The 17116-nt window shown below is 51.0% G+C and carries 19 protein-coding genes; 8 read left to right on the top strand and 11 right to left on the bottom strand.

Annotation, left to right across the window (positions count from 1 at the left end):
- Positions 1-7 precede the first annotated feature (7 nt).
- From GQ52_RS10525 to GQ52_RS10515, 3 genes are all read right to left on the bottom strand, one after another.
- On the bottom strand, positions 8-1594 hold the full coding sequence (locus GQ52_RS10525; RefSeq protein ID WP_019882642.1) for a SulP family inorganic anion transporter: 1587 nt from the start codon (positions 1592-1594) through the stop codon (positions 8-10).
- A gap of 120 nt (positions 1595-1714) precedes the next feature.
- Positions 1715-2002: a hypothetical protein gene (locus tag GQ52_RS10520; protein WP_047517513.1), complete on the bottom strand. Its 288-nt coding sequence runs from the start codon at positions 2000-2002 to the stop codon at positions 1715-1717.
- 84 nt (positions 2003-2086) lie between these two features.
- Positions 2087-2344 (bottom strand): hypothetical protein, encoded by a 258-nt coding sequence (locus GQ52_RS10515; protein ID WP_024931020.1) that lies wholly within the window; start codon positions 2342-2344, stop codon positions 2087-2089.
- A 56-nt stretch (positions 2345-2400) separates the two neighbouring features.
- On the opposite strand from GQ52_RS10515, the gene GQ52_RS10510 reads away from it, so the two are divergent.
- The 4 genes from GQ52_RS10510 to GQ52_RS10495 all read left to right on the top strand — a co-directional run bounded on the left by GQ52_RS10510 (position 2401) and on the right by GQ52_RS10495 (position 6098).
- Positions 2401-3255, top strand: a complete 855-nt coding sequence (locus GQ52_RS10510) for a LuxR C-terminal-related transcriptional regulator (RefSeq protein ID WP_235273446.1) — start codon at positions 2401-2403, stop codon at positions 3253-3255.
- Positions 3252-5231 (top strand): ATP-binding protein, encoded by a 1980-nt coding sequence (locus GQ52_RS10505; protein WP_047517508.1) that lies wholly within the window; start codon positions 3252-3254, stop codon positions 5229-5231. The genes GQ52_RS10510 and GQ52_RS10505 overlap by 4 nt, the downstream gene beginning before the upstream one ends.
- Positions 5228-5686, top strand: a complete 459-nt coding sequence (locus GQ52_RS10500; protein WP_024931017.1) for a response regulator — start codon at positions 5228-5230, stop codon at positions 5684-5686. Before GQ52_RS10505 ends, GQ52_RS10500 begins: the two co-directional genes overlap by 4 nt.
- A gap of 73 nt (positions 5687-5759) precedes the next feature.
- The gene (locus GQ52_RS10495; RefSeq protein ID WP_047517506.1) at positions 5760-6098 is read left to right on the top strand and encodes a PepSY domain-containing protein; all 339 of its coding nucleotides are present in this window, start codon (positions 5760-5762) and stop codon (positions 6096-6098) included.
- 3 nt (positions 6099-6101) lie between these two features.
- Here the strand turns inward: GQ52_RS10495 and GQ52_RS10490 are convergent, their stop codons facing one another.
- Genes GQ52_RS10490 through GQ52_RS10480 form a run of 3 tightly spaced genes read right to left on the bottom strand, consistent with a single transcriptional unit; the run spans position 6102 to position 8477 of the window.
- The gene (locus tag GQ52_RS10490) at positions 6102-7475 is read right to left on the bottom strand and encodes an ATP-binding protein (protein WP_047517503.1); all 1374 of its coding nucleotides are present in this window, start codon (positions 7473-7475) and stop codon (positions 6102-6104) included.
- Positions 7472-8149: a response regulator transcription factor gene (locus GQ52_RS10485; protein ID WP_047517501.1), complete on the bottom strand. Its 678-nt coding sequence runs from the start codon at positions 8147-8149 to the stop codon at positions 7472-7474. Before GQ52_RS10485 ends, GQ52_RS10490 begins: the two co-directional genes overlap by 4 nt.
- Before the next feature lies 1 nt (position 8150).
- Positions 8151-8477 carry a PepSY domain-containing protein gene (locus tag GQ52_RS10480; protein ID WP_047517499.1) on the bottom strand — a complete coding sequence of 109 codons (327 nt, stop codon included), beginning with the start codon at positions 8475-8477 and terminating at the stop codon, positions 8151-8153.
- Between the two features lie 201 nt (positions 8478-8678).
- Between GQ52_RS10480 and ribA the strand changes: the two genes are divergently transcribed.
- The 4 genes from ribA to GQ52_RS10460 all read left to right on the top strand — a co-directional run bounded on the left by ribA (position 8679) and on the right by GQ52_RS10460 (position 11700).
- Positions 8679-9281 (top strand): GTP cyclohydrolase II, encoded by a 603-nt coding sequence (ribA, locus tag GQ52_RS10475; protein WP_047517498.1) that lies wholly within the window; start codon positions 8679-8681, stop codon positions 9279-9281.
- A gap of 118 nt (positions 9282-9399) precedes the next feature.
- On the top strand, positions 9400-10671 hold the full coding sequence (locus tag GQ52_RS10470) for an O-acetylhomoserine aminocarboxypropyltransferase/cysteine synthase family protein (RefSeq protein ID WP_047517496.1): 1272 nt from the start codon (positions 9400-9402) through the stop codon (positions 10669-10671).
- Positions 10672-10742: 71 nt separating this feature from the next.
- Positions 10743-11291: a nucleotidyltransferase family protein gene (locus tag GQ52_RS10465; protein WP_047517492.1), complete on the top strand. Its 549-nt coding sequence runs from the start codon at positions 10743-10745 to the stop codon at positions 11289-11291.
- A gap of 40 nt (positions 11292-11331) precedes the next feature.
- Entirely contained in the window at positions 11332-11700 is a 369-nt protein-coding gene (locus GQ52_RS10460; RefSeq protein ID WP_047517491.1) for a MoaF C-terminal domain-containing protein, read from the top strand.
- On the opposite strand, the gene GQ52_RS10455 is transcribed toward GQ52_RS10460, so the two are convergent.
- The 5 genes from GQ52_RS10455 to GQ52_RS10435 all read right to left on the bottom strand — a co-directional run bounded on the left by GQ52_RS10455 (position 11701) and on the right by GQ52_RS10435 (position 17108).
- Positions 11701-13110: a GGDEF domain-containing protein gene (locus tag GQ52_RS10455; protein WP_235273175.1), complete on the bottom strand. Its 1410-nt coding sequence runs from the start codon at positions 13108-13110 to the stop codon at positions 11701-11703.
- Positions 13111-13351: 241 nt separating this feature from the next.
- Complete coding sequence (locus tag GQ52_RS10450; protein ID WP_019882661.1) at positions 13352-14329, bottom strand: sulfate/molybdate ABC transporter ATP-binding protein; 978 nt, start codon at positions 14327-14329, stop codon at positions 13352-13354.
- Position 14330: 1 nt separating this feature from the next.
- Positions 14331-15221 (bottom strand): sulfate ABC transporter permease subunit CysW, encoded by an 891-nt coding sequence (gene cysW / locus GQ52_RS10445; protein WP_019882662.1) that lies wholly within the window; start codon positions 15219-15221, stop codon positions 14331-14333.
- A 56-nt stretch (positions 15222-15277) separates the two neighbouring features.
- Positions 15278-16111 carry a sulfate ABC transporter permease subunit CysT gene (gene cysT, locus GQ52_RS10440; RefSeq protein ID WP_024931006.1) on the bottom strand — a complete coding sequence of 278 codons (834 nt, stop codon included), beginning with the start codon at positions 16109-16111 and terminating at the stop codon, positions 15278-15280.
- Positions 16112-16238: 127 nt separating this feature from the next.
- Positions 16239-17108, bottom strand: a complete 870-nt coding sequence (locus tag GQ52_RS10435) for an EAL domain-containing protein (protein ID WP_019882664.1) — start codon at positions 17106-17108, stop codon at positions 16239-16241.
- Positions 17109-17116 lie beyond the last annotated feature (8 nt).

Genomic DNA, 17116 nt, shown 5'->3' with positions numbered 1-17116 from the left:
TTTTTGGTTAATGCCCCAACATATGCTTGGGTGGTTTGAAATCAATGGTTTCTACATCAATATTTTTCAATTTGGCATGCTGCTGGTAGCCATAGATAAATTCCACGACATCATAGGCGATCGATTTACTATTGGTACAATCGATCACGACTTTACTATTCGGTGGAATGGCTTCCAACACTTCCAGGATACTTGCCTTGTTAAAAAACGAGACTTCTTCCGCCAGCACGAGCTCATACACTTCCTTGCCCTCTTTGGTAGAGCGCGTTTGTTTGATGTAGTGCGAATTGCGGTAGCTGTGATGCAAGGTGAAGAACACGGCGACCACCAGGCCCAGGCCAATCCCCGTCAGCAAATCGGTAAATACGATCGCGACAATGGTCACAATAAACGGAATAAACTGCTCCCAGCCTAGCTGGTACATTTGCTTGAACAGTTTAGGTTTTGCCAGTTTGTAACCCACCATAATCAGGATGGTGGCCAGGCTGGCCAAAGGAATCAGGTTGAGGAAGCTGGCAATCGTAATGGCACTAAGCAATAACCAGAAGCCATGCAAGATCGCAGATAACTTGGTTTGCGCACCAAAGGTCACGTTGGCACTGCTACGCACAATCACTTGTGTAATGGGCAAGCCACCAATCAGGCCAGAGACAATATTGCCTAAACCCTGTGCCTTGAGCTCTTTGTTGGTTGGCGTTACACGTTTATGCACATCCAGTTTGTCAGTCGCTTCGACACAAAGCAGGGTTTCCAAACTGGCGACAATGGCCATCACCAAGGCGGTTTTAATCACCAGCGGCTGCGTCACCTGGCTAAAATCAGGATGCGTAAAGAAGCTGGCAAACTCACCCAAGCTACTCGCTACTGGCAAACGTACGATCTGGTCGTCACTTAATGTGAAATTCAACCAGCCGCGCATAAATGCCACATTGAGCAGGATACCAACCAGCACCACCACAATCGGCCCTTGCAGCAATTGGAAAATCCGGTGTTTCTTGGTCAGCACCGTATCCCACAGGATCAGAATCGCAAAAGACACAGCAGCAATCAATACCGCACCTGGCGTTAACAGGTCCCATGCCTGCAAAATATCGCTGAACGTATCATGGCCGGCAAACGCGTCAAAAGACTCATCACCCTCATAGTCCGCATCGTAACCAAATGCATGGGGAATCTGCTTCAGGATAATCAACAAGCCTATGCCTGTGAGCATGCCGGTAATCACTGAGGAAGGCACAAAGTAAGCAATAAAGCCTGCCTTAAACTGCCCAAGCAAAAACTGGAATACACCAGCGAGAACCACCGCGGCCAGAAAAACCTCATAAGAGCCCAAGTTGCCAATCGCTGCCATCACAATCACGGCCAAGCCAGCGGCGGGGCCACTCACACCGAGCTGCGAGCCGCTGGCCAGGCCAACGACGATACCGCCGATAATCCCGGCAATCACGCCCGAAAATAGTGGCGCACCAGATGCCAGGGCGATACCCAAACAAAGTGGCAATGCCACAAAAAACACGACAATGGAGGCCGGTAAGTCTCGATTGATGTGCTTGAACAAGTCTAGCGGACTAGACCCCTGCACAGAGGTTGACATGGTGTATATCCTTCACAAACAAAATTATTGTTATATTGTTAATTTTTATAATTGACGTTATGACACACAAAACCCCGCAATCATGCGGGGTTATTGTTCAGAGCAGTGGTCAGCTTATGCTTAATCAGCTGAAGTGTCTGCATTAAAAGGGCGTCTACCGATAAAGTTTAAACGCATTTGATGGTGCTTATCGAAGCCTTTTTCAGGCTTGTCGGTGACGATGCCAGCACCGACCCATTTTTCATCCGGATTTTGCTTGGCAACCGGGGTTTTGGCATAAGGGCGCTTACCTAAAAAATTGTGCTGATGCATCTGGTTAACCGTGGCGTCCTGATCAATCGACTCTTCCGCCAATGCATTAGCCATTAAACCAAATGTCACCAAGAGTGCCAATAATAATTTACTCATTTTTCGCTCCTACATAATTTGTTTGTGTATACACCTGTGGCAGGTGTAAGGCCATTATGTTCCAACAACCTTACGCAACACTGACTAGTAAGCGCGCTTGCCCAGGGAGTGCATTTTCAAGACTTGCTGCTGGTTTGTCTGGTCCACTCTCAGTGTGGCACCTACCCAGGCTTGATCAGCCTCTGCCTTGGCTACCACTGGTTGCTGGTATGCACGTTTGCCCAAAAACTGTACATGATGTGTATTGTGAACAGTTTCACCGGCATTGGTTTCAACTGCTTGTGCTGGCAAAGCCAGACTTAAACCCAGAATCATTGCTGCTACGGTTGTGAATGTACGCATGGTGTATCTCCTTTAAATTGTCATTCAGACAAGTTGTTCTGTTGGTGTGAATCTTGATGCATTCACGATGGATTGCATTTTGCCCGTCTATTGTCATCAAAAAATCTACCGATATAGGTAGTTCGGTATATACTAAACGGCATATGCCGAATGACAGCCCCCCACCGACAGAAAGTGCATTTGCCTTACGCAACGCGCTGAAACAAACACAAGTGCAAATGGCACATGACCGACTGTTTGAGCGGCTTGGCCAGAAACTGTTCAACAGTGGCTGGTCAGAAGAACTGATGCAATGGTTGCTGGATGAAGTTTGCATGCAATTTGGCGCACCACATGGCCTGATTAGCCAGCAACATGCCGGCGCATTAAAGATATTGGCGCAGCGCGGCAAAACCTTCCCTATCGGTGCGCGCGTGCCCATGCTAGGCGCACTGGGGCAATGGCTCAAAGAGCCGCTACACTTTGAAGTGCATAGCCAATTTGTACCCAGCTTGTGGACGCTGCAAACCAATAATGAGCAGACGCCATTACATTGTTATCACTTGCCGATCGCCTGCCAGCAACGCGCCGTTGGTTTACTCGGCCTTATCACCGGCAACCCCTTAAGTCCGGCCAGCTTGCAAGTGTTGCATAGCGTATGCGGCTTGCTGGGGTTTGCCCTGCAAGGACAGGCGCAGTCCAATAGCGTCATTGATGACAGTTATCTGCAAAAACTTACGCCGCGTGAACGTGAGGTATTCGCCTTGCTGCCTTCTGGCCCCAGCAACGCCGCGCTGGCACAAAAACTGGGGATTTCCCCGGGCACGGTCAAAATCCATATTGAACGGATTTTAAGCAAGCTGGACCTGAATGACCGCACGCAAGCTGCAGTCAAAGCGGTTGAAGCCGGGTTTAAGAGTGACGGTTTATGATGCAGTCGCTATTTAATACCATGACCCAGCTCACCAGCCGCCTGAATCACTTGTGGCAGGATTTATCGCTGACCACCAAAGGCATCGTCCTCAATGCTTTGCCGCTCACGGTGTTACTCGGCTCGCTGGCCTTGATTTTTGAAAGCGAACAGCAGGCTGCCCTGCTGGAAAGACGCGTGCAAAACGCCCTGCAAATCCAGCAGGACATTCAAACCCTGCAAACCCTGTTACTCGAAGCCTCAACCGGTGTGCGCGATTTCCTGCTCACAGGTAACCGCCAGTTTCTGGGTGGTTATGAAAGTGCCAGGCAAAGTATGCCGCACCTGCTGAGCTCGCTTGAGCACAACCTGGATGATCGCTCGCAACAACATTTATTGCAGGTCATTCACCCGCTGGTGGCAAAAAACCTGGACGACCTGGCGATTCTCGCCAGCCATAGCGAAGACGAAGCCGATGAAGCCCTGATTGGTAAATTCAGCTCACAGGGCAATGCCTTAAATCAATTACGTGCCCACCTTGATCGCATGAGCTTGCGCGAGTCCACCATCGTCAACCAGGATAAAAAAGAAGTCATTTACGAACGCAAACGCAATTTACGCATCACGCTGATGGCCGTGATTGCGGGCGTGGTTGGCTCGCTGATTGGCGTCTGGCTGTTTACGCAAACCATTGTTGCCCGCGTCAAAACCATACGCGACAGCGCCATCCACCTGGTCAAAGGCGAGCCGCTGGCCTTGCCCAGCATCAGCCGTGATGAATTGGGTGAGCTCACCAGCGAACTGGAGCACGCCTCGCAATTGCTGACCCAAAGCGCCCAGGAAGCGCACCTGGCCCGCGTAGAAGCGGAAGAAGCCAGTGCTGCCAAGAGTAACTTTTTATCTCGTACCAGCCATGAGCTGCGCACGCCATTAAACGCGATTTTGGGCTTTGCGCAGATCCTCGAAAACGACTTGCCGGAAGGTCGGCAAAAAGACAGCGCCACGCTGATTCATAATGCCGGCCAACACTTGCTGAAGCTGATTAATGAAGTACTGGATATTTCGCGTATTGAAAGTGGCGATATCAGCATGTCTATGGAAGTCATCGCCCTGAATTTACTACTAGAAGAAGCCTATCACTACCTCAAACCGCTGGAAAAAGTACGCGATATCACCATAGAAACGCATTTTGAGCCTGATTTGAAAGTGCGCGCTGACCGTCAGCGCCTGCTGCAGGTGATTTTAAACCTGCTAGCCAATGCCTTGAAATACGGCCCGGAAAATACCAGTGTCAGCTTCACCGCTTATCGGCAGCAAGGCCAAATCCGGGTGGATGTGCAGGATCAGGGCCAGGGGATTCCCGCCGCCCTGCGCTCGCGGCTATTCACACCGTTTGATCGCCTGGGCGCAGAACGTACAGTGACGGAAGGGACTGGTTTGGGACTGGTACTCAGCAAACAGCTGATGGATGCCATGGGCGGCCAGATTGGTGTGGCCGAAGCGCAAAGCCTGTTCTGGATCAGCCTGCCGGAAACCGGGCAGGCAATTCACAATCCCCTGCCGCAAGCCGAAACAAACACAGCGCTGAACGCGCGCCCTGCTGCAACCACCAGCCATGCCAAGCGCCATATCCTGTATGTGGAAGATAACCACAGCAATCAGGCCTTGATAGAAGCCATTATGAGCAAGCATCGCCACCTCAAGCTGCACTTGGCGGCCAGCTTGCAGGAAAGCATGGTCTGGCTACGCGATATGCAGCCGGACTTGCTATTGCTGGACCTCAACTTGCCTGATGGCTCAGGAGAGTCACTGATTCAGCATATCCAGTCCAGCCGTCAGGACTTGCAAGCCATTCCCATCGTCGTGTTAAGTGCAGATGCCCTGCCGGACACCATACAGCGGCTTAACGCGCTGGGCATCACACATTACTTTACCAAGCCGTTGAATGTCGCGGCCTTTAACCAGTTACTGCTAAAACTCCTGCCCGAGACCCCATGAATATTGAACAATTACGCGCCTCCAAAATTCTGATTATTGACGACGCTGAAGCCAATCTACGCCTGCTTGAAGAGCTGCTAACCAAAGAAGGCTTTGAACAGGTGATCAGCACCACGGATTCCACCAAAACCATGGACCTGGTGAATGCTTTCCAGCCCGACCTGATTTTGCTGGATTTAATGATGCCAGTGCTGGATGGTTTTGCCGTGCTCGACCAGCTCTCTCACCATGTCGGACCACATGATTTCTTGCCGGTGCTGGTACTGACCGCGGATGCGACCATTGCCACGCGGCGCAAAGCGCTGGCATTGGGTGCCAAAGACTTTTTAACCAAGCCGTTTGATCATATGGAAGCCATGCTCAGGGTATGGAACCTGCTGGAAACGCGCTGGTTATTTAATCAACTCAAAACGCACCAACCCAACTTACACTTGCCCAGCATGCACGAGAGTTAAGCCATGCATGAAAATTAAGCGTGGATTAATCCGCGCCATGTATCGTGAATACTCAACACACAAGGAGAACACGATGCGTAAAGCCTCAAACAAATCCCTTAGCCTGCTCATGATTGCCTTGTTTTTAGGCGCGATGGCCTGCCAGCCTGCACTGGCAGACGGTGACGATGATGACGTACAAAAGATGTCTGAAAAAGCCAAAGCGTTTGGCCTGATTTCACATGAGGAGGCTCAAAGCAAAGCGCTGACAGCCAAACCCGGCGTGGTGAAAGAAGTAGAGCTGGAACGCAGGAAATTTCGCGCTGGCTGGGACTACGAAGTTGAAATCGTCGATAGCAATGGTGCCGAATGGGAAGTCACTATTGATGCCAAAAGCGGCAAGGTCAACAGTATCAACCGCGACTGGTTTTAAGCCTTAAACGCTGGAGCCTGCCAAGGTAGGTGCCAGCGTCATCTTGATGCGCAAACCACCCAATCGCTCAGAATGCGTGAGCGAAATCTGGCCGTGGTAATGGTGCACGATATCCTGCACGATTGCCAAGCCCAAGCCACTGCCTGGTTTGGATTCATCCATACGCATGCCACGCTGTAACAAAGTGTCCAAGGTCGGCGCACTGCTGCCGGGACCGTCATCTTCAACCACAATCTCAATAGTATCCTGTATGCTGTTTTGTACAGAAATATGCAGTTGTACCTGGCCGTGACACCATTTAAAAGCGTTATCCAGCACATTACCCAATAATTCCAGCATATCTTCACGGTCAACCATTAAACGTGCCTGACCATCATGTTGCCAGGCGAATGCCACGGTTTTATCACTGTAAATCTTCTGCAAAGTTGTCACCAGTTTGGGTAACTCCAGTTCCAGGTCAGTCTGCTGGCTGGTGTAGGCATCGCCCATCAGCCGCGCGCGTTTTAACTCACGCTCGACATCGTGGTGTATGTCCTCGCTACAGTGTTGTATCATCTGCCGCAACTGCATATCCCCTGCCTCGGATCCATTACCTGCCAGCAATTGCAGCTGCGCCAGGCGCGTTTTGAGCCCATGTGCCAGGTTACCTATCGCCAGGCGCGAGCGCCGGGTTTTCTGGCTGGTTGTTTTCAGGATACGGTTAAACTCGTTGACCAGCGGCATCACCTCAGCCGGGCCATTGGCACTGATCTGTTGCAACTCGCCACTGGCGACTTTTGCCAGGCTCTCCTTAATCTGTTGCAAAGGCTGCAGCGTATTGACGACAATCCAGCGCTGTAACGCCAACAATGCCAGTAAACCCAGCAGGGAAAACACCCCATACAGCCAATGAAACAGGCGCAGGCTTTGCTGTAACTCCACCAGGCTTTCTGCAATATAAATAGTGATGGTGTGTTGCTGTTTGCGGTAAGCATGCCCTAATAGCAGCAAGGGTTGCGACTCCGGGCCGGTAACATGCGTGACGCGTTCATCACCGACCTTGAGCGCGCTCACCGGCATATCGACATCCCACCAGGAACGAGACTGTATCTTGTGGCTGGCCTCCTTGTGCGCATTATCTAGCAGCACAATAAAATAGCGGCCTGAAAAAGGTCGCTGATAACTGCTTGTGATGAGTCGTGGCTCCAGCGCCAACTCACCGCGCGCATTCACTGACACGCCTGCCAGCAGGCCTTCAGCTTCCTGTTGCATACGTGCCGTCATTTGCGACTGGACTAAATGGTCTATGGTAAAGGTGACCACCGCCCATTGCAGTGTCAGCAGGCCAACCAGGCTCAGCGTCAAGCCCAGCGACAACTGTCTGCGCAGTGATTTCATGCTTCCATTCCTGGCATCAGGCCGGTAAATGCATAGCCCTGGCCGCGCTTGGTCTGGATACGGTCGGCGCCGACTTTCTGCCGCAGGCGGTTGATATAGACCTCAATCACATTGCTGTCTTTGTCTGCATCATAGGCATAAACATGCTCGGTCAACTCGGTTTTAGAAAAAATCCGACCGGGATGTAACATCAGGTAGCGCAGTAACCTGAACTCGGTACCCGTCAATGCATGTGCGGTTTCGCCCTGCCAGACCGTCTGTGTCTGCTCGTCCAGGCTTAAATCTGCCACCACCAGTGCGCTATTCACCACGCCCACGCTGCGCTTATGCACCGCACCGATACGCGCCAGCAACTCCTCCATATGAAAAGGTTTGGTCACATAATCATCGGCTCCGAGGTTAAATGCCTCGACTTTCTCTTGCCAGCTGCTGCGCGCGGTTAATACAATCACCGGCATACTGTCTGCTTGTGCACGCCAAATGGCCAGCACCTCCAGGCCAGGCTTGCCAGGCAAGCCTAAATCCAGGATCGCCAGGTCATATGGCTCAAGCACGCCTTGTATACTGGCTTCGCCGCCTTCTTGCAGCCAGTCACAGGCATAACCCGCAGCCTTGAGTGCTTGCTGCGTCTGTGCGCCAAGCACAGCATCGTCTTCTACCAGCAGCAACCGCATATTAGTCGTCTTGTTCCATTTTCAGTAACTGTCCACTCTTGGCATCCAGTTTCAGCTCCCACACCTGGCTTCCAGCATCCAGTATCTCAACCTCATAAATATAACGCCCGTGCTTTTTCTCCAGTTCGACCTCTAAAATCTCGCCGGGTTTATAGCCCTTGGCTTTTTGGGAGATTTTTTCCAGGCTCAAAATGTCGCCTTTCGCCGATAAGCGCCCGGCGTTGGCGGGGCTTTCACCCGAATCTGCGCGCGGCAGGTAAACCAGCGCAAGCAATACAAGCACTAGCGCGAAAAGCGCCATCCATATACGGCGTTGCATCCAAAACATAGGCTCAACACTCCTGAAAACCACTAAAATCGACCAAAGTTTAACAGCATTCATCTTAAACCAAGCTGAATTCCGTCCATCTGACAGTCATGCAAATGCATGACCGCATGTAAAGTACAGATTAATTGATGAGAGACACTTTAAAAAACGCACAACCGCTACAATATGAGATTGAGCCTTTAACACCGAATACGCACGCACATGCTTTTTTTATCTCATACATCCACCGCCAGATTACCTACCCAGTTTGGTGCGTTTGATATCCATGTGTTTACGGATAGCCGCAATGGCGTGGAACATATTGCCTTGGCCTGCGGTGAACTGCAGCGCGCCAGCGAGCCACTGGTAAGAGTGCATTCAGAGTGTTTAACCGGCGATGTGTTTGGCTCCACGCGTTGCGACTGCGGCGAACAACTGCATCACGCACAACGCCTGATCCAGGAAACCGGCCAGGGCTTGATCTTGTATTTAAAAAATCATGAAGGGCGCGGCATCGGCCTGACCAACAAAATGCGTGCCTATGCCTTGCAAGACCAGGGCATGGATACGGTAGAAGCCAATGTGGCACTGGGTTTACCGATTGACGCACGTACCTATGAAGCCGCTGCTGACATGCTGGGCTACTTTGAAATCAATCGCATCCGTTTGCTTTCTAATAACCAGGAAAAGCGCTCCGCCTTGCAATCGTTGGGGATCAGTATTCATCAACAAGTGCCGCTGCTGACCACACCGACCGCAGAAAATCTCAAGTACCTGCAAACCAAGTCCAGCAAACTGGGCCATATGATCCCAGACCTGGGATAAGCAGCTGCCAGCCTCATAAATACTGGTTATAAGCCGCAAAGCAAATGTTATAAACCAGCCCTCATGGCGGGGCTATACTCCTTGTTCGTCACAATAAAACCACAAGGAGAGACAGGCGATGCAGCAAGAGACCATATCCATCCATGGCGGCTATAGCCCCGACCCGACCACCAAGGCGGTGGCGGTGCCCGTGTATCAAACGACCTCTTACGCCTTTGACAACACACAGCATGGCGCAGACCTGTTTGACCTCAAGGTACAGGGCAATATTTACACGCGCATCATGAACCCGACCACCGCCGTATTGGAAGAACGCCTGGCACAACTCGAAGGCGGCATAGGCGCATTGGCACTGGCCTCAGGCATGGCTGCAATCACTTATGCCATTCAAACCATTGCCGAGGCTGGCGACAATATTGTCTCAGTCTCTACGCTCTATGGTGGCACTTATAATTTATTTGCCCACACCTTGCCCAAGCAAGGCATAGAAGTCAGGTTTTTTGATTATCGCGACCCGGCCTCGCTGGAAAAGCTCATAGACAGCCGCACCAAACTGGTGTTTGCCGAAACCATAGGTAATCCATTGGGCAATGTGGTAGACCTGGCTGCCATTAGCGCTGCTGCGCATAAACATGGCGTGCCGGTGATTGTGGACAATACCGTTGCTACGCCTATCCTGGCAAAACCATTCGCGCATGGTGTCGATATTGTCGTACATTCGCTCACCAAATACATCGGTGGTCATGGCAACTCGATAGGCGGCATCATCGTCGATAGCGGCAAATTTCCGTGGGCTGAACATGCGGACAGATTTCCTAGCCTCAATACACCGGACCCAAGTTACCACGGCGTTAACTATGTAGAAGCACTCGGCCCTGCTGCCTACATCGCCCGTGCGCGCGTAGTGCCACTGCGTAACACCGGGGCCGCCATCAGCCCATTCAACAGCTTCCTGATCCTGCAAGGGCTGGAAACACTGGCGCTGCGTATTGAGCGGCATAGTAGCAATGCCTTGGCGGTGGCCAATTACTTGCAGCAACACCCCAAGGTCAAATGGGTTAAATATGCCGGGCTGACAGACCATCCCGACCATGCCCTGGTGCAAAAATACCTGAAGGGGCAAGCTTCGGGAATATTGTCTTTTGGCGTGCAAGATGGGCTACAAGGCGGCACGCGTTTTATTGATGCACTGCAACTATTCACCCGCCTGGTGAATATCGGCGATGCCAAAAGCCTGGCCTGCCACCCGGCAACCACCACCCACCGTCAACTGAATGCTGAAGAACTCGCCCGCGCGGGAGTGAGTGAAGACATGGTAAGGCTGTCGGTAGGCATTGAGCATATTGACGACCTGATTGCTGACCTGGAGCAGGCGCTGGCCCAGGTCTAAATCATCCAGCATCACCTTGATGATTGCAGGCGGCTTGTGTCAGTCTGCAATCATCGCTAAAGTGCTACGCCATGCAACATACTTTCGTCGCAGATATTCTCACCAATCCCAATAACGCCAAAATACTGGCACGCTGGCATCACTTATCACTGCCGGATAGCTGGCTGGTGGCAGGATGCCTGTTCCAAACAGTCTGGAACCGTTTATCTGCCAAATCACCGGAAGCTGACATCAAGGATTACGATATTTTCTACTTTGACGTCACAGATGTCTCTACAGAAGCTGAACAGGCACGCCAGGAAGAAGCCAACGCCCTCTTCCATGACCTCAATATCACGGTGGAGGTGTGCAACCAGGCCAGGGTACACTTGTGGTATGAAAGCCACTTTGGCTATCCCTACACCCAGTTACACAACAGCCAGCAAGGCATAGACCGCTTCCTGATTCCATCGACTTGTGTTGGCATCAATCCTGATGCGGTATATGCACCGCATGGCTTTGAGCCGCTCTATCAAGGCATTCTGTCCATCAATCCGCTGACGCCACATCGTGACCTTTACGAAAGCAAAGCCAACTCCTACCAGCAAAGATGGCCCTGGTTACGCCGTCTTGAATCATGATTTTAAACGCCCTATTTACTGCCCCTTCAGGAAACCATCTATGAAATCGCTGCCATTACTGATCACCACGATACTGCTCTCAAGCTTGGTCACCACAGCACATGCTGCCGAAGCCTACCTCGGCCAGTTTCTTTACCAATATGACGGCGGCAGTATTTACCGGGTCACGGTCAAGGAAGCCAAATCCATGTCGTGGCTATGTATCAAGGGCGATGAAAAAGGCGCGCACGGTGTAGAAACACCTGAACGTTTTACCGTGGCCGACAAGGTTTACTTTGCAACCTGGGTAGAAAAAACAGGCATCAATGTCACCCAGGTCATCAACCTGAACACCATGAAGGTATATTCAACCATTATTGATGGCAAACAACGCTATGTGATTTCAGGCAACATCGTGCGTGAAAAATAATCACGCACTCATCATCACCCGGTTGCGGCCTGCATGCTTGGCCTGGTACAGCGCTTTATCTGCCTCGGCGATCACAGACTCATAGTCAATTTTGCCCTTGGCCAACGCGCCGCCGATACTGACGGTCAGCGCAATACTGTCGCCGCCCGGCGCCTGGATACGTGTTTGTGCGACCTTACTGCGGATATTCTCTGCCACATGCATGGCCGTGTTCGCATCAGCTTCAACCAGAATCAATAGCATTTCTTCACCGCCATACCGAAAGACAAAGTCTGACGGCCGCACAGACTCGGTCATTAAGGTCGCCACCTTCTGCAAAGCAATGTCCCCGGCAGCATGGCCATAGCTATCATTCACGGTTTTGAAGTGATCCAGATCCAGAATCAGGATGGCAAAACCGATGGCGCCTGCACGTTTTTGCAAGGCAATTTCGCGCGATAACACTGTATGGATAAACCGTCGGTTCAATAAGCGAGTCAGGCTGTCACGCGCGTTATCCAGCTCAATATGCGAATCAAAAATCTCATTAATGACAAATTTGATTTTGACCAGGTCCTGCTGAATCAACTGAAACTGGCTGCCAATCGCCGCGCGGTCATCATACTGCGTGGTTTCAAGGTTTGGCAAAATCTGCTGATCAATTTTAGCGATACATTCGGCAATATTTTGTAACTTGGGGGTGCGTTCAAACATCAGGCTGGCTTTATGCAAAAACCACATGCCAAATTCAGACTTGGCCAGTCGTGGCAAACCGATATCGGAGGGGCTATAAAACCAGGCCAGGATATTGCGCTCCCATTCGGTGAGAAATGCGCGTTGACGCTCTCTTTCCATGGCGATATTACTGCCTATTACCGCCAGCCGATAGGACTCATCAAGCCGTGTTTGATCAGAAATCGACTGCATATAGCCATGGTTGCGAATCTCGTACGACAGGCCGATCAGATGATTCACATACATCACCGACTGCATTTTTTCCTGGTCTGTCCACGCTTGCATGAGGATATGCCGCAAAATACAGGCATTGATCATGCGCAAGCTTTTCGACACCGAATGCGCCGGGTAGCCAACGCGCGACAATTTCATGCCTAGCGCATGCTGCTCCTGCACGAAGTGATCTACATCTGAAAACTGCATGCTAAACAGCTGATACACCCACTCTTCAAACACGGCCGTCCATTTGGCGCGCATCTCATCCGTATTAAGCACCTTGCTCAATATCGGGTCGGTGCTCAGATAATGCCGGTAACCGGTGAGTAACTCCTGCATATTGTCGCTGATCAAGTCATAGACTTGCTTAATCACCGCAGGCGGAGTGCCCGTGATAATAGCCTGCCATTCTTCAGTGACCAGCATTTGAGCATATTCTGGAAGATTACCAGTATCAGGGGTGTGTTCGTCGTACGTCATCGCTTTACCATTGATTTCTCATATGCACCACCATGGCTAACATAATGTTAGCAAGTATCATGGAGTGACAAGACATGATAACGTTATTCTATTTATGTCATTAAACATTGATTTAATTTAATATTTAATAACAAAAAGTCAATCATTATCATTTAAATCTGAATAAGAATAGACTAGAGTAGATAAAAAAACAGGCGAGCACGTTGCTCGCCTGCATCATTTATTTAGCAATGAACACTATTTAAAACACGCGCAGTTGTGTCGGCTTCAGATACACCGTTTCACCCTGCTGGAAATTCAACTGGTTAAACTGTTCGCGTCCAAGCTCAACATCCACATATTGCTCATTGTCTGTACGCTTGATTTCGAGACGCACCAGAGAACCGACAGAATGCACATAGGTTAAGGCACCAGGGATGCTGTTGGCTTCTGCGACGCGGCTCACGGCAATTTCATACGGGCGAACAAAGCCTTTGCCTTGTGGTGTTTCGAACGCATTCACATTGCCCAAAAACTCATACACAAAAGGCGTGGCTGGCTGGTCGTAAACACCTTGCGGTGAACCTACCTGCTCTACCTGGCCGTGATTCATGACCACAATGGTATCCGCCACTTCCAGCGCTTCTTCCTGATCGTGCGTCACAAACACACTGGTGACATGCAACTCGTCGTGCAGGCGACGCAACCAGCGGCGCAGGTCTTTACGCACTTTGGCATCCAGCGCGCCAAACGGCTCGTCCAGCAACAAGACTTTAGGTTCCACCGCCAGGGCGCGCGCAAGGGCGATACGCTGACGCTGGCCACCGGATAATTGCGGTGGATAGCGATCTGCCAGCCAGTCGAGTTGTACTAACTTGAGCAAATCATGCACACGTTTCTTGATTTCAGCATCTGACGGGCGGGTCTCTTTTGGACGCACACGCAGGCCAAAAGCCACGTTTTCGAACACCGTCATATGGCGGAACAGTGCATAGTGCTGGAATACAAACCCTACCTGGCGCTCACGCACATCACGATGTGTGGTATCCACGCCATCAAACAGCACTTGGCCGCTATCAGGGGACTCCAGGCCAGCAATAATGCGCAACAAGGTGGTTTTACCGCAACCGGAAGGGCCTAGCAATGCAACCAGCTCGCCAGACGGTACTTGCAGGTTAATGTCACGCAGCGCGCTAAACTGGCCAAAGCCTTTGTTAATGTGTTGAATGGTAATGCTCATTTTAAGCCGTCACTTCCTTTTCAATATTGGCGGCATCCCGCGAAGCCTGCCATTCGACATATGTTTTTAAAACCAGGGTCACCAGCGCCAGTAGCGTCAGCAATGAAGCAACAGCAAACGCAGCGGCATAGTTATATTCGTTGTACAAAATCTCGACATGCAGCGGCATGGTGTTGGTCAGGCCACGGATATGCCCAGACACCACAGACACGGCACCAAACTCACCCATCGCCCGCGCATTGGTCAGAATCACACCGTAAATCAGGCCCCACTTCACATTAGGCAAGGTCACGTGCCACAGCATTTTCCAGCCGGAAGCGCCTAATACTAAGGCCGCCTCTTCTTCTTCTTTGCCTTGCGCCTGCATCAGCGGAATCAACTCACGTGCCACAAACGGGAATGTTACAAAAATGGTCGCCAGTACAATGCCAGGCACCGCAAAGACCACTTTCAGGTCATGATCAATTAGCCACTCGCCAAACCAGCCTTGCAGGCCAAAAATCAGCACAAAGATCAAACCGGCAATCACCGGTGATACGGCAAACGGCAAGTCAATCAAGGTAATCAGGAAGCTTTTGCCTTTAAAATCGAATTTGGTAATTGCCCAGGCCGCGGCAACACCAAATACCAGGTTAAGCGGTACCGATATCAGGGAAGCAATCAGGGTTAGCTTCATGGCTGACAAGGCATCTGCCTCGGTAATCGCCGCCAGATAGACGCCCCAGCCTTTGCGCAAGGCCTCGGAAAACACAGCGGCCAGCGGAATCAGCAAAAACAGCCCCAAAAATGCAAGGGCCAGCCCGATCAGGCCCCAGCGTACCCAGGCAGGCTCAGAGGTCGCGCGTTTAAAAGCCACCTTGCCCTGATATTGTTGAAATTGTGTGTTATGCATAAACTTTCTATTCAATTAAATATTGAGCGATCGCCGTGATTTGCCCGCGCAGCCAATTATTTATTGCCATGGCGATGATTGCTCCACCACTGCAATAGATTGATCAGCAGCAGCAAAACGAAAGAAATCACCAGCATTACTACCGCAATCGCAGTCGCCCCGGCGTAATCGTATTGTTCCAGTTTGGTAATAATCATCAGTGGCGTAATCTCGGAGATCATAGGCATATTGCCTGCAATAAAAATCACCGAACCGTACTCACCCACAGCGCGGGCGAATGCCAGCGAAAAACCGGTGAGCAAGGCAGGCCAGATAGCTGGCAGGATAATTTTGTAAAAGGTTTGCCAGCGGTTGGCACCCAGGCTGGCAGCGGCTTCTTCAGCCTCTGCACTGAAATCCTCCAGCACAGGCTGCACCGTACGCACGACAAATGGCAGACCGATGAAGGTGAGCGCAACGACGACGCCCAGCGGCGTAAAGGCCACTTTAATACCATGTGGTTCCAGCCACTGGCCTAGCCAGCCATTCGGCGCATAAATCGCAGTCAACGCGATACCGGCAACAGCAGTGGGTAAGGCAAAGGGTAAATCGACCAGGGCATCGAGCACTTTTTTGCCAAAGAACTGGTAACGCACCAGCACCCAGGCGGTCAGTAAGCCAAACACCAGGTTAATCACGGCAGCCAGCAATGAGGCACCAAAAGTCAGTTTATAGGTAGCGACTACCCGTGGCGTGGTCACTACAGCCCAAAATTCATGCCAGCTCAGCTCAGTGGTGCGTAGAAAAACAGCCGCTAGCGGAATCAATACAATCAGGCTTAAATAAACCAGCGTGACCCCCAATGACAGCCCGAAGCCGGGAAGTAGATGTTTCTTTTTTTGTGATGCCATGTTGTGTGGTGACAAGGTTGTGTGGTGACAAGTGTAAACAGGCGCTAATGTAGCTGGATTCTTTTAAATCTCAAAAGAATAGATAATCATTAATTTATAAGCGCCTGTTATATTGAAGAAGGGATGATTACGCTACTTTAGGTGAACGGTGCTGGTATTGGTCATTAATGACCTTGGCCACTACCGGCGCCGCCAATAAATTACCTTGCAGCACGGTCGCGCCAGAAGCAATTGCAATATCCAGTTGCTGTTGTGTTTCTATGCCAAGAATCACCGGGATACTGCCCAAGTCCTGCACGGTCGCCACCAGGCCTTTGAGGGCTTTGGCTAACGCTGGTTGTTGTGCTGCCTGATGAATGACCGACACATCAAACTTGATGTAGTCATGATGGGCATTCCATAAACGGTACAACTTACTCTGATGGCCGCCCACATGGTCAAACGCAATCTGATAGCCCAGCGCACGGTAGTTCTCGATGGCAGAAATCAGGTGCTTGTCCTGCTCAATCAGGGACTCGTTAATCTCGAGCACGACACGATGCGTAGGCACTGAGTATTTATGCAGGATCTGCTCAAACACCTTGCCGTGTGCGCTGACTTCAAGCAGCAACTTGGGGTGCACGTTCAAAAACAGCAAACCATTTTCCTGATGAATCGCACGATAGTTCAACACGTGCTGCGAGCGGCAGACGCGGTCAAACTGCACCAGCTTGCCGGATTGCTCGGCGTAGGTGAATGCAAACTCAGGCGTACTGCCCAGCGTGCCAAACAAAGATGGGCGGATCAAGGCTTCGTAGCCGTAGATATCGCCTTGTTTGGCATCATAAATAGGCTGAAAAGCCGTTTTGAGATGCACCCCGATAAAGGTACTCTCATACTCACCCGAACTGGCTTCTAACAGCCCCAACTCTTCCAGATCCAGCGACAGCGCCTGCTTTAACTCGGCGCGTAACTGTACGACATGTTCTGGTTCCTGATTTGATTGACGTTGCGTCATCGTGACTC

It is taken from the genome of Methylophilus sp. Q8 (assembly GCF_000800115.1).
Classification (GTDB): domain Bacteria; phylum Pseudomonadota; class Gammaproteobacteria; order Burkholderiales; family Methylophilaceae; genus Methylophilus.
This window is presented reverse-complemented; position numbering and strand designations above follow the sequence as displayed.